The sequence below is a fragment of the Sediminicola sp. YIK13 genome (assembly GCF_001430825.1).
Classification (GTDB): Bacteria; Bacteroidota; Bacteroidia; order Flavobacteriales; family Flavobacteriaceae; genus Sediminicola.
Genome location: NZ_CP010535.1, coordinates 1,669,717 through 1,683,012, shown reverse-complemented (window position 1 = coordinate 1,683,012; position 13,296 = coordinate 1,669,717). Strand labels below are relative to the sequence as shown.

The 13,296-nt window shown below is 39.1% G+C and carries 13 protein-coding genes; 8 read left to right on the top strand and 5 right to left on the bottom strand.

The features are described 5' to 3' along the window. Positions 1–4 precede the first annotated feature (4 nt). From SB49_RS07495 to pyrF, 7 genes are all read left to right on the top strand, one after another. Positions 5–442 carry a QcrA and Rieske domain-containing protein gene (locus tag SB49_RS07495; protein ID WP_062055326.1) on the top strand — a complete coding sequence of 146 codons (438 nt, stop codon included), beginning with the start codon at positions 5–7 and terminating at the stop codon, positions 440–442. A gap of 27 nt (positions 443–469) precedes the next feature. Continuing rightward, a complete protein-coding gene (locus SB49_RS07490; RefSeq protein WP_062055324.1) occupies positions 470–904 on the top strand; it encodes a thioredoxin family protein in 435 nt (144 codons plus the stop codon). Beyond that, positions 901–1,896: an FAD:protein FMN transferase gene (locus tag SB49_RS07485; protein ID WP_062055322.1), complete on the top strand. Its 996-nt coding sequence runs from the start codon at positions 901–903 to the stop codon at positions 1,894–1,896. The genes SB49_RS07490 and SB49_RS07485 overlap by 4 nt, the downstream gene beginning before the upstream one ends. Before the next feature lie 39 nt (positions 1,897–1,935). Then, positions 1,936–2,145, top strand: a complete 210-nt coding sequence (locus tag SB49_RS07480; protein ID WP_062055320.1) for a DUF4266 domain-containing protein — start codon at positions 1,936–1,938, stop codon at positions 2,143–2,145. Between the two features lie 7 nt (positions 2,146–2,152). Then, positions 2,153–3,433 (top strand): DUF3570 domain-containing protein, encoded by a 1,281-nt coding sequence (locus SB49_RS07475; protein ID WP_062055318.1) that lies wholly within the window; start codon positions 2,153–2,155, stop codon positions 3,431–3,433. Positions 3,434–3,586: 153 nt separating this feature from the next. Next, on the top strand, positions 3,587–4,663 hold the full coding sequence (gene prfA / locus SB49_RS07470; protein WP_062058977.1) for a peptide chain release factor 1: 1,077 nt from the start codon (positions 3,587–3,589) through the stop codon (positions 4,661–4,663). A gap of 55 nt (positions 4,664–4,718) precedes the next feature. Next, complete coding sequence (pyrF, locus tag SB49_RS07465) at positions 4,719–5,537, top strand: orotidine-5'-phosphate decarboxylase (RefSeq protein WP_062055316.1); 819 nt, start codon at positions 4,719–4,721, stop codon at positions 5,535–5,537. Between the two features lie 12 nt (positions 5,538–5,549). On the opposite strand, the gene SB49_RS07460 is transcribed toward pyrF, so the two are convergent. Beyond that, positions 5,550–5,762 carry a hypothetical protein gene (locus SB49_RS07460; RefSeq protein ID WP_235537849.1) on the bottom strand — a complete coding sequence of 71 codons (213 nt, stop codon included), beginning with the start codon at positions 5,760–5,762 and terminating at the stop codon, positions 5,550–5,552. Positions 5,763–5,971: 209 nt separating this feature from the next. Between SB49_RS07460 and SB49_RS07455 the strand changes: the two genes are divergently transcribed. Continuing rightward, entirely contained in the window at positions 5,972–6,751 is a 780-nt protein-coding gene (locus SB49_RS07455) for an alpha/beta fold hydrolase (protein ID WP_062058975.1), read from the top strand. 82 nt (positions 6,752–6,833) lie between these two features. Here the strand turns inward: SB49_RS07455 and SB49_RS07450 are convergent, their stop codons facing one another. The 4 genes from SB49_RS07450 to purU all read right to left on the bottom strand — a co-directional run bounded on the left by SB49_RS07450 (position 6,834) and on the right by purU (position 13,223). Further along, on the bottom strand, positions 6,834–8,189 hold the full coding sequence (locus tag SB49_RS07450; protein WP_062055313.1) for a RagB/SusD family nutrient uptake outer membrane protein: 1,356 nt from the start codon (positions 8,187–8,189) through the stop codon (positions 6,834–6,836). A 12-nt stretch (positions 8,190–8,201) separates the two neighbouring features. Continuing rightward, positions 8,202–11,237: a SusC/RagA family TonB-linked outer membrane protein gene (locus SB49_RS07445; RefSeq protein WP_062055311.1), complete on the bottom strand. Its 3,036-nt coding sequence runs from the start codon at positions 11,235–11,237 to the stop codon at positions 8,202–8,204. A 344-nt stretch (positions 11,238–11,581) separates the two neighbouring features. Next, positions 11,582–12,286, bottom strand: a complete 705-nt coding sequence (locus SB49_RS07440; RefSeq protein WP_062055309.1) for a DUF4197 domain-containing protein — start codon at positions 12,284–12,286, stop codon at positions 11,582–11,584. A gap of 85 nt (positions 12,287–12,371) precedes the next feature. After that, a complete protein-coding gene (gene purU, locus SB49_RS07435; RefSeq protein ID WP_082591082.1) occupies positions 12,372–13,223 on the bottom strand; it encodes a formyltetrahydrofolate deformylase in 852 nt (283 codons plus the stop codon). Positions 13,224–13,296 lie beyond the last annotated feature (73 nt).

Below are 13,296 nucleotides of genomic sequence, written 5' to 3'. Positions count from 1 at the left end.
TGCTATGGAAAGAAAAAAATTCTTAAAAAGTTTAGGGGCCGGCGCAGCTTTTGCGCTAATATTCCCATGTGTACAAGGGTGTTCATCGGGAGGCGATGATGAGGTTATAGACCCCAAACCTGTTCCTACAGGTGTTGATTTTACGATTGACCTAAACTCCTCTGAAGCGTCCAATTTAAAAAACAATGGAGGTTTTATACTCAAAAACTTGGTGGTGGTCGTCAGAAATCTAGAAGGTGATTTTGTAGCGGCAAGTCAAGTTTGTAGCCATCAAGGCACTGAAAATGTACGTTTTGTAAATGACAATGGTGGAATTTTCAATTGTTCCACACATGGAGCCCGTTTTGATCAGGCTGGGGCACCTTTGAACAGTATTACTAGTAAGCCCTTGAAAATCTTCAGAACAGAACTCAGTGGCGATATCCTTCGCGTATTTGAATAAAACCAGATAAGCGTAATACACCATCTGATGAGGAAATTATTATTTATTTGGCTACTTTGTCTACCAATGGCGCTATGTGCCCAAGATTGGCAGGATGACTTTAAGGAGGTTATGGCCTTGGCCCAAAAAGAAGACAAGCCCATCATTTTAGTTTTTTCTGGATCTGACTGGTGCGCCCCTTGCATTAAATTGGATAAAGAGATATGGCAGTCGGACGAATTCAAGGCTTATGCCAAACAAAACTATATTCTATATAAAGCAGATTTTCCCCGTAAGAAAGAAAATAGGCTGGTATTAGAGAGAGCGACCCAAAATAAGTCCTTAGCAGATAATTATAATCCAAAAGGGTATTTTCCTCTTGTATTAGTGCTCGATAAAAACGGGAAGATTTTGGGAGAAACCGGATATCAGAAAACTAGTCCCAAAGCCTATATTGCGCTGTTAAACTCCTTTGGAAAGTGAAAAAAATTCTTCCTTTTCTAATCTTGCTTTTTACTGTGATTTCTTATGGTCAGGAGCCGCAATACGTTACCGTACAAAAGGTAATCAAGTTGATGGGAAGCAGATTTGAGATTACCGTGGTGGCACCCAATGAGGAAATTGGATATATCAATATTGAAGAGGCCGCTGCAGAGATACAACGGATTGAAAAAATAATTTCTTCCTGGGATGAAAATTCCGAAACCTCAGAGATCAACAGAAATGCCGGGATAAAGCCGGTCAAAATAAGTAGGGAACTTTTTGCACTTATAGAACGATGTAAGCAGGTGTCCGAGATTACTGACGGGGCATTCGATATTACTTATGCTTCCATGGATCAGATTTGGAAATTTGATGGGTCCATGATGTATCCTCCATCTGAAACCGATATAAAGAATTCCGTTGCCAAAGTGGGTTTCCGAAAAATAATCATGAATTCCGATGAGAGTACGGTGCTCTTAAAGGACAAAGGCATGAAAATTGGATTTGGCGCCATTGGAAAGGGATATGCGGCAGATAAGGCCAAGGAACTCTTGCAAACTAAACAGGTGAGGGCGGGGATCATAAACGCAGCCGGGGATCTTACCACTTGGGGTACAAAGCTTAGCGGTGAAAAATGGTTGATCGGTATCGCCAATCCGTTGAGCAAGGATAAAATATTTTCATGGTTGCCCATTGTGGAGTCTTCCGTGGCAACCTCAGGTAATTACGAAAAATTCGTCACTTTTGGAGGCGTAAAATATACCCATATCATTGATCCCCGAACAGGATACCCTGCCACTGGGATCAATAGCGTATCCATATTCACGAAAACGGCCGAACTTAGCGATGCTTTGGCCACAGCCGTGTATATTATGGGGGTAGAAACAGGATTGGCGTTGATTTCCCAACTGAGGGGGACTGAAGCCATAATCGTGGATAGCGATAATAAAATTCACAAAAGCAATGGCATTATCTTCGAGAATAATAAGTAGCTTTAGTAACTCGACATTGATTTACAATACAACCAAAAAATGAAAAGATTCCTTTTGATACTTTTTTTAGTAATGTCATTGACTTCCTGCGTAGCAGTAAAAGAGTATGATAAGGTGTATCTTAATGATGAGGAAATGCAACTGGCCATAAAAAGCATGGAGCAGTTCGAAATCAATTTTCAAATATATAGGGAAGCTGCATCTGGAGGAAACGGTGGTAAAACAGGTGGCGGTTGTGGTTGTAATTAACTTGGTTATGAATAGAGTTCTATTGGGTATTTTCTGTTTTTTTTCTTTTGTGCTTTCTGCCCAAGACGCCCCCTCTACCTACAAAAAAAGGGTTTTAGAAGCTACTGAAATAGATGTGCTGTTCAGTTACTACAATCAGGATGGTATACATGCTGCCGTATCAGGCGGTGATGGTACCGAGGAACTGACAGACGTAACTTCCAGTTTAATCGTAAGAATGCCTTTAAATGAAGATGATGTCCTTACCGTAGATGTGGGTATTTCGGCCTATACCTCTGCCTCCTCCAGTAATGTGAACCCTTTGGATGGAGATCCGAGTCGTCCGGTAAGTCCATATATAGCTTCTTCTGGAGCCTCCAGGAATGATGTCCTGGCCCATTTGACTCCGTCTTACCAACATAGTTCCGATGATAGGAATACCATTTGGGGAGTAAAAGGATATATTTCTTCCGAGTACGATTATTTTTCTTTGGGTTTTGGTGGGAGTTATACCCGTATGTTCAATGAGAAAAACACGGAAGTAAGCGCAAGTGCACAGGTTTTTCTGGATACTTGGAATCCTCAATATCCTATTGAGCTCAGGGGAGGCTTTTTTGATGACCGTATTACGGGAAATGGAACATATGCTCCCGTATTCTCTAATTTCGAAAATAAGAACAGAAATTCATATTCCCTTTCACTTAATTTCTCCCAAATATTGGGCAAAAGGGTGCAAGGATCACTATTTATGGACCTTGTTTCTCAAAATGGACTTTTAAGCACCCCATTTCAACGGGTGTATTTTGGAGACCGGAACGATTTTTTTATAGATGAATTTCAATTGGCGGATGACGTGGAACGGTTGCCGGATACTAGGGTGAAAATTCCTGTTGGAGGGCGTCTCAATATTTTTGTCAGCGATATGTTCGTGCTAAGATCCTACTACAGGTTTTACAGCGATGATTGGGGGGTCAATTCCCATACCGCAAGTTTAGAAGTGCCAATAATAGTGAGCAGAGCCTTTACTATTTATCCCATGTACCGTTTTTATACCCAAACTGCGGCGGATTATTTCTTTGAAAAGGAAGTGGCTGTTTCTACCTTAAATTACTATACCTCAGATTACGATCTTTCTGGCTTTGATGCGCATCAGTACGGGATGGGGATACGCTATAAGGATATTTTTACGACTGCAAAAATATTCTCCTATGGACTCAAGTCCCTAGACCTTCGCCTTAATCAATACGATAGAAGTGACGGATTAAGTTCTTTTATTGTCACTTTTGGGGCATCATTCGTGGCAGATTAGCAGGTCGGTGATGAGTTGCATGTGTGTAACCAACTGGTTTTTATTAAATTATAAAATTCGCTTAAAAGTTGAAACATATTTTTATGTCAGACAGAATTGAATGGTATTACCTCCAAAAAAATTGTAAATTCGCAGTCCAAGGGAAGATTGAATATGTTAGATAAATTAAATTACGTTAAACAGCGCTTCGATGAGGTTTCAGACCTTATCATTCAGCCTGATATTATCACGGACCAGAAGCGTTATGTGCAGTTGAACAAGGAGTATAAGGACCTTAAAGCTTTAATGGAGAAAAGGGAAGAGTACATTACTTTGACCAATAATATGAAGGAAGCCGAAGAAATATTGTCCGATGGCAGTGATCCAGAGATGGTGGAAATGGCCAAAATGCAATATGAAGAGGCTAAAAGTGGCTTGCCAAAGTTGGAGGATGAAATTAAATTTCTATTGATTCCAAAAGATCCTGAAGATGCCAAAAATGTGGTTATGGAAATCCGTGCCGGTACAGGTGGGGACGAAGCCAGTATTTTTGCGGGGGACCTTTTTAGAATGTATACCAAATACTGTGAATCTAGGGGATGGAGCACCAATGTCATCGATCTAAGTGAAGGTACAAGTGGAGGTTACAAGGAAATTCAGTTCGAAGTGAATGGGGAAGATGTATACGGTACCCTAAAATTCGAAGCTGGAGTACACCGTGTACAAAGGGTTCCGCAAACGGAAACCCAAGGTAGGGTGCATACGAGTGCGGCAACGGTAATGGTATTGCCAGAGGCGGAAGAGTTTGATGTACAGATTGATCCCAAAGATGTACGGATCGATTTTTTCTGTTCTTCTGGACCAGGCGGGCAGTCGGTGAACACCACCTATTCTGCGGTTCGTTTAACCCACCTTCCCACAGGTTTGGTGGCACAATGCCAGGATCAGAAATCCCAGCATAAGAACAAGGAAAAAGCCTTTAGAGTTTTGCGTTCCCGTCTTTATGATATGGAATTGGCCAAAAAGCAGGAGGCAGATGCCGCCAAAAGAAATTCCCAGGTGAGTAGTGGTGACCGTTCTGCAAAAATTAGGACCTATAACTATTCTCAAGGAAGGGTAACCGATCATAGAATTGGCCTTACACTTTATGATTTGTCCAACATTGTGAACGGTGATATACAGCGCATCATTGATGAGTTAAGCTTGGTGGAGAACACTGAGAAACTAAGGGAAGCATCTGAAATATTTTAAAGTATAATTAGCCAACTGGGAACAGTTGGCTTTTTTATTACGATTAAGCAATACCATGACCAATAAGCAGTTAATAGACCAAATACGCCTAAAGCAATCATTCCTTTGTATAGGATTGGATGTTGACATCAACAAGATCCCCAAACATTTGTTAGCAGAGGAAGATCCAATTTTCGCCTTTAACAAGGCCATTATTGATGCTACCAACCATTTATGTGTGGCTTACAAGCCCAATATTGCATTTTATGAGGCTCATGGACTAAAGGGATGGAAATCTTTGGAGAGGACCATACAGTATCTTAATACGCATTATCCAGAACAATTTACTATTGCCGACGCCAAAAGGGGGGATATAGGAAATACTTCTTCCATGTATGCCAGGGCCTTTTTTGAAGATTTAGGATTCGATTCAGTTACCATCGCGCCTTATATGGGAAAGGATTCGGTAGAGCCGTTCTTGGCGTTTGAGGATAAACATACCATTTTATTGGCATTGACCTCGAATGAAGGTGCTTATGATTTTCAGACCCAAATTGTGGATGGGATGGAATTGTACAAGAAAGTGCTGACCACATCCAAAACGTATAAAAACGCCCAGAACCTTATGTATGTTGTGGGTGCTACCAAAGCGAGCTTCTTAACGGATATTAGAAAGATAATTCCCGATAGCTTTTTGTTGGTTCCTGGGGTTGGAGCCCAAGGTGGAAGCTTAAGTGAAGTCTGCAAATATGGAATGACAAAAGATGTGGGACTTTTGGTAAATTCTTCCCGTGGTATCATCTACGCTTCTACCGATAAAGATTTTGCTGAAGTAGCAAGAATCAAGGCCGAAGAGCTACAGGTACAAATGGCTGCCGAGTTGAAGAAAAGGTAATTCAAACACAGGCTACAACAATCCTTTGAGCATCTTATTTATTTTTGCTGCTTTTCCCTCAAAAAAATCACCCAGTCTGGCATCTGAATGCTTAATTTGTGAGGCCTTTTCCATGAAGAGGGCATACTGGTATTCCAGAAAGCTGATAGCATCATTACTCTTAGTGATTGGAGTGGTGGTTCCTACTTTGCAATATTGATTTTCCATCGGTTTTTTTTCTTTCAAAGATAGGTGCTAATTGAGAAAGTCTTCTGTTAAGAAATTGTTATATGTCTAAAAATCAGGTAGCTTGTCCAAAAGTTTCTTTTTTATTGATCTACTTTGACTTAGATGAGACATTTGGATATTTTCCATTGTACTGCAGATTATACCCCTAAAATGTGGTAGGAAGCAATAGTTTAAGGATTTTAAATTACTTTTATAAAAAAAATCATTTGCTAAACTATTCCACTTACCTGCATGCAACTTCCGATAAATGGGTCACCTTTGTCCATGGTGCAGGGGGCAGTTCATCTATTTGGTACAAACAGGTGAGGGAGTTCAAAGATCATTTCAACGTTCTTTTATTGGACCTCAGGGGTCATGGGGATTCTAAACCCCACCTAAAGGATGCTTTTGATGATAAATATACTTTTGATTCCATTACCAAGGATATTATGGAAGTTATAGAACATGAAAACATAAAAACCTCTCACTTTGTTGGTATTTCATTGGGCACTATTTTAATACGGAATCTTGCCGAAAATTATCCTGATAGGGTAGAGAGCATGATCATGGGAGGGGCTATCATGAAATTAAATTTCAGATCACAGGTCTTGATGCGTACTGGGGTGGTTTTAAAATCTGTAGTACCCTATATTTGGTTGTACAAGTTCTTCGCTTTTGTGATTATGCCCAACAAAAATCATAAGGAATCGAGATCCCTATTTGTAAGGGAAGCAAAAAAACTATATCAAAAGGAATTTATCCGATGGTTTAAGCTCACTGCCGAAATCAATCCGCTACTTCGTTTTTTTAGAAGTATGGAAATTGGCATTCCAACGCTTTACGTAATGGGGGAGGAAGATTATCTGTTCTTGCCCACCATCCGAAAAATCGTGGATAGCCATAAAACTTCAGAGCTTATCGTTGTTCAGAATTGTGGTCATGTTGTTAATATAGAACAGCCTAAATTTTTTAACGATACCGTTATAGGATATCTATCGAGTAAGTAAGCATAAAACGTGCATCTAAAATATATAAAAGTAAAAAGGTCGACCAATTGGTCGACCTTTTTTAAATGATAATTTAGTTGTATTAATATCCTTGATTCTGAACCATCAAGGGATTTGTGTCAATTTCAGATTGTGGTATTGGAAATACCAAAGAAGTATCATTCCATGCAATTCCGTTAATGGATCTTTGCGTTCTTTTTACATCATGTAAAATAAAACCTTCAAAGGCCAACTCCAATTGACGTTCATTAAAAATCAAATCTAAGTTCAATGGTCCCAATAGGGGAAGAGCCCCAGACCTTGCCCTTAAGGCATTGATTTCTGTTAGTGGTGCCAAACCTACACTTGTACCCAATCTAAAATTACTTTCCAATCGAATAAGGTGCATTTCAGCCGTTCTAAAAATAATAACATTTCCAAATTGGTTGGTGTACTTTAGGGTAAGTTGCCTATCGTTTGCGGGATTGATATATGTGAAATTAGCTCGTTCCTCTGTAGGATCATCAAAAAGAGCCAAATAGGCATCTTCTACGGTAATATCCCCACCACGACCACCATCGGCCTCTGAGGCATAATGCGTAATCAATTGATTGGTTCCTGTCTGACTCGTGACCTGAAAAGTAAATATATCTTCACTACTGTCTACATCATTATTAAATGCACCGGCAAAACTGGAAGCCAAGGAATGACCGCTATTGGCCAATACATCATCTGCAGCATCTCGAGCATCGGCATAGTTGCCTTGTTGGAAATATACTCTTGCTAACAAAGCTTGAGCGGCATATTTATCGGCATAAAAACTATTTGTAGAAGGTAATAAATTGTAAGCCTCGGTAGCATCAGAAATGACTTGAGCATATACTTCCTCAACTGTATTTCTGGCAGCTTCTTGGTTAGCCGAGTAATCAATGATACCGGTCAATCTCAATGGAACTCCCAGTTGGGAATTGGTTTGGCCAGAAAGGTATGGCGATCCAAAATTACGCACTAAATCAAAATAGTTTAATGCTCGTAAAAATTTAGCTTCTCCTTCAATCCTATCCTTTTCTTCGGGACTACTAGTAACGGTTTCTAGGTTGTCTATAACCAAGTTCGCTTGGTTTATGGTTTCATATGAATTGGCCCAAATACCACTTACAAAGCCATTATCAACCAATAAATCCTTGTTAAAAGCTTGTCTTGGATCTAAAAATGTACCACCCCAACGTACTTGGTTGGAGGTACCTAACAAATCTACCATTAATTGAAGCCGACCTCCATAAGTGGCAGCCTGGCCTGCTTCATCGTAGGTTCCTACTAAAATTGCAGCGATATTGGCCTCAGATGTAAAAGCCAGTTCACCAGGTAGATTATCGGTTGGATTTATCTCTAATTCCTTTTCACAACTAGTGGTTAAAAGGAATACGGAAAACACGTATAATAATTTATATAATTTCATGATTCTCTTTTATTAAAAATTAATGTTAACACCCATGGTGAACGTTTTTGCCGGAGGGGCAGAATAAAAAGTTTGTCCTGGATTGTTTTGTCCATTAACGTCACTTCTAGCCTCTGGATCTTCAAAAGGATAATTGGTAATAGTTACCAAGTTAATGCCAGTTACATATAGCCTTAATTTACTCAATCCCATTTTCTCTATCACCTGATTTGGCAAAGAATAACCTAGTGTAATATTACGTAAACGTAAAAAATCTGCTTCCGCTAGAAAGCGGGTAGATTGTGCAGTACCATTGCCGGCAAACAACCTTGCTTGTGGAACATTGGTGATATCCCCTGGTTGTTGCCATCTTTGTAATTGGTCCCTACTTTGATTGTCATAAAAATCACCGTTTACAGATTGAAAGCGCCCCCCGGCATTGTAAATACTGGCCCCGGCCTCTCCTTGTAATGTAAAAGAGAAATCAAAGTCTTTGTAAAGCACTGTATTGGTCATACCTGCAGTAAGTTCTGGAAAGGGATTTCCAGCAACAATACGTTGTGCCTCATTCGGATCGGTGGTGGTATTTCTATTAAGGCTTCCATCTGGATTTTCTGTATTTAAATAGTACAGCGCATCTCCATTGGCAGGGTCAACACCTGCATATTCCCTAAGATAAAAAGAAGCTACACTTTCGCCCACTCTATTGATGTTTTGGCCATTAACAATGTCAGCGTCGTTGTTTGGTAAGGATTTTAATTCATTAACGTTATTACTAATATTAAAATTAGTTGTCCAGCTTAAATCAGTGGTTGAAATGTTCCTTGTGTTTAAAACAAATTCCACACCTTTTCCTTGAAGTGTTCCAATATTTTGATTAATGCTACCCGCTCCGCTACTCGGTACAAGTGGCACACTGAACAAAAGGTCTTCCGTATCTTTTACATAATAATCTATTTCTCCTGAAATTCTATTGTCCAGAAAGCCAAATTCCACTCCAAAATCTGTTTGGGTGGATTGTTCCCAAGTAAGGTTAGAGTTTCCTGGTTGTACCGGGGCTAATCCTGGTCTTTGATTGTAAGAAACACCAGAGAATAGGAATAGGGAAGGATAATCTCCACCAATATCCGCATTACCCAATTTACCCCAACTTCCTCTTAATTTTAAGAACGATAAGGTATTGGAGTCTTTCAAGAAGTTTTCTTCGGACATGATCCAACCAGCAGAAACAGCTGGGAAAGTACCAAATCTTACATTCTCCCCAAACCTTGAAGAGCCATCGCGACGGATACTAGCTTTAAGTAAATATTTGCTATCTAAATCATAGGTTGCCCTAGCAAAATAGGATACAAAACTACTTTTAAGATTAACTCCTGTTCCTGCAGTAATTTCTGCACCACCACTAACTGTTGTTAAATCATCGGAAGGAAACTGCTGACTCGTAACACTTGTAATTCTTCTATTGTATTTTATAAACTCAGTACCAGCGACTACGTTGATGCCATGTCTGCCATCAAACGTCTTGTCAAAAGTAGCATAGTTACTATATGTATAACTTTCAGAACCTAAATCTGAAGCAAAAGCCTGTCCATTGGTTGATTGAAATAAGGCATTTTGTCCCCTAAAATTGTCTTCGGTCTGAGAAAAAAGATCGTATGAGAAATCTGAATTCAATGTTATGGATGGTATAATTTTGTATTCTCCAAAAACCTTACCTACCGTTCTTCTAATAATGGTTTTAAAGAAGGCATTTTCGGCATCTAGCAAGAAATTTCCATATAGCGTATTGGGATTAGGTGATCCATCTGCAAGTCTTGGTTGAGATAATGGAGATTGCGCTATCGCTTGCAATGGCGTAGCAAAGGCATTATCATTGGCAATTCGATCAATTTCAGTTCTGGAAAAACTTAAGTTCATGCCAGCTTTAAATCTATCTGAAAATTGGTGGCTTACATTTGTTCGTGCATTGGCTCTTTCCAATTCGTTGTCTCTAATAATACCACTTGTATTGTTGTATGCCCCAGAGAAAAAATAAGATGTTTTTGCATCGGCTCCAGAAACAGAAAAATCAGCATCGGTTTGATAGCCATCCTGAAATGCGATATCGGTCCAATCAGTGTCTATTTCACCATTTCTCCAATCCGTTCCTCCTGATTGAAATTCAAATTCATCTTCTACAAAAGCTTGGCCATCGTCAGGAGTGAAAAAAGGAGAGTTTCTCCCTGCTTCTGTAAAAAGTTCAACATACTCTTGAGCGTTGAGCCATTCCCTTTTATTGGTTGGTTGGCTAAATCCTTGTGCTAGGTTAATGCTAAATTTAGCCTTCCCTTGCTTTCCTTTTTTGGTTGTTATCAATACAACACCATTTGCGCCCCTTGCCCCATAAATTGCGGCTGAAGAAGCATCTTTTAGGATGTCTATCGATTCTATTTCATTGGCGCTCAATGTTAACAACGGATTGGTTGGCGCACCATTTCCTATTTCTCCACGACCGCCTGTAGGATCTATTAACGGTATTCCATCCAATACATATAATGGTTGAGTTCCTCCACTAACACTAGCGGCACCTCTTACCCTAATATTAATGCCACCCTCAACTTTCCCGTTCGTTTGGGTTACCTGTACACCCGCAGCTTTAGCTACAAGGGCATTTTGAAGGTTTGGATTGGGTACATCGGATATATCGTCTGAGGTAAGTTTGGAAATATTATCGGTTAGGTTACGTTTGCTTTGGGTACCATACCCAACTACAATGACCTCTTCTAATTGTGAGGCATCTTCCTCCATTTGAACATCTATGGTATTAGATGTTCCAATAGTTTTTTCTGTTGTTTTTTGACCTAAATAGGAAAATACGAGAACACTGCCCATGTTGGCGTTAATGATGTAATTGCCATCAAAGTCACTTTGGGTTCCATTGGTCGTACCTTTTACAACTACGTTTACTCCAGGCAATGGTATGCCAGCTTGATCGGTAACTTTACCAGAAATTGATTTTTCCTGCGCAACTGCTAGTTGTGCAATTAAAACCAACAAAAAGGTAAAAATTCCTTTTAATTTTGCTTTCATTTTAAGGGTTTTGAGTTAGAGGTTTAAAGATCTTATAAATTTTTTAATAAGCCTTAAAAACAACATTAAATTCTGTCTTAGGACCCTCATTTTTATGAGTATGATGAAAAAAGGTTAGTTTAGGTTTTGTTATGATAAGTTTAAACAAAAAAAAACCGGTGCTCCCACCGGTTTTTAACTAACTAACTCAAAAATTACTAATTCAAATAATTCTATGCAAAGATTGCATTTTACTTGATGTTATAGCTGACATAAGTATTACCATTACGTTATGTTAGCTATACTTTAAAGTAACGAATTTTTTTTTAAATTATTGTAGAAAATTGAATTAAATTATCTCATTATCAGTCCTGTAAGGCGAAAACCTTTCGAAGTATGGTAGATGTCCTTGAAGTGACATTGGTACGTATTTCTTTTTCCTCAAGAGCAATCATTGTATAGACACCAGATAAGGCTTCCTGGGTAACATAATCTGTTAGATCAGGATTGACATTATTGGTGAGTGGAAGGTTGTTGTAGCGGGTGATTAAATTGTTCCAAATTTGGTCGGCACCTACACGTTGAAACGAATTTTTAATGATGGGATTAAATTTATCGTAAAGTGCTGTTTGGGTGGTGCTTTTTAAATATAAGGTGGCCGCATCATCACTACCTAAGAGAATGTTTTTTGCATCTGCAAAGGTGATATCCTTGACCGCATTAATAAATATTGGTGTGGCTTCGCTTACCGCATCTTCCGCAGCTCTGTTCAATACTTTTATGCCTTCATCGGCGAGATTTCCAAGTCCAACATCCCTTAAAGTTCTGTCAATTTTTTGCAGTTCTTCGGGAAGTAGTATTTTGATCAATTCATTTTTGTAGAAGCCGTCTTCCTTGGTGAGTTTGGATACTTGTTTATCAATTCCCTTATCCAGAGCTTCCCTAAGTCCCATGGCAATTTCTTCGTTGCCAATGCCATAGGTGCCCTGTGGAAATTGATCTACAACTTGTTGTAGTTCTGCACAAGAAACCAATTGCAGAACAATAACACTTAATAACAGCTTCTTCATCATATCTAATCTATATTATAAAATTAACGGCAGTACCAGAACACTGCAAAATCATTTGGACTGTTTTGTCCACTGTGCAAATAAATTAAGAGAAAATAACGGTCTTATTGTTATATACCATGGTTTTCCTTTGAATATGTAGCTTAACGGCTCTGGACAATACTATTTTTTCAAGATCCTGACCCTTGGCAATAAAATCTTTTATAGTATGGGCATGGGTTACGGTAACAACGTCCTGTTCAATAATTGGGCCAGCATCTAATTCTTCTGTTACATAATGACTGGTAGCGCCAATTATTTTAACGCCCCTGGCAAAGGCTGCATGATATGGTTTTGCTCCTGCAAAGGCAGGGAGGAACGAATGGTGGATATTAATGATCTTGTTTGGATATTGATCTATTGTCCTCGGTGCAATGATCTGCATGTATCTTGCAAGTACAATAAAGTCGATCTCATGCTCCTTAAGAAGCTCCAATTGCTTGTTTTCTGCTTCCAGTTTGTTCTCTTTGGTCACAGGGATATGAAAAAAAGGAATTTGGAACTGCTCGGAGATATTTTGAAGGTCTTTGTGATTGCTCAAGATAAAGGGGATTTCCACATCCAGTTCTCCAGAATTAAACCTGCTCAGAAGATCGTACAAACAATGGTTGTATTTCGATATAAACAAGGCCATTTTAGGTTTAATTCCACTGAGGTGCATTTTGGAGTCCATATTAAACGGTACCGAAATTTCCTTTTTAAATTGGGCCTTGAAATTTTCAAAAGAAATAGTGTTCTCATCAAATTCACTTTCCAGACGCATAAAAAAAACATCGGCCTGTTTATCCACATGTTGGTCAATGTAAATGATATTTCCACCTTTTGCGTGAATAAATCCAGTCACAGAGCTTATGATTCCGGCCTGATCTGGACAATTGATTAAGATAGTGGTTTTCAAAATGGCTGATTTTAAGAGGTAAAATTAAGGTATTCAGAATTGAGGACTAAATACCAATGGTATTTTTATAATA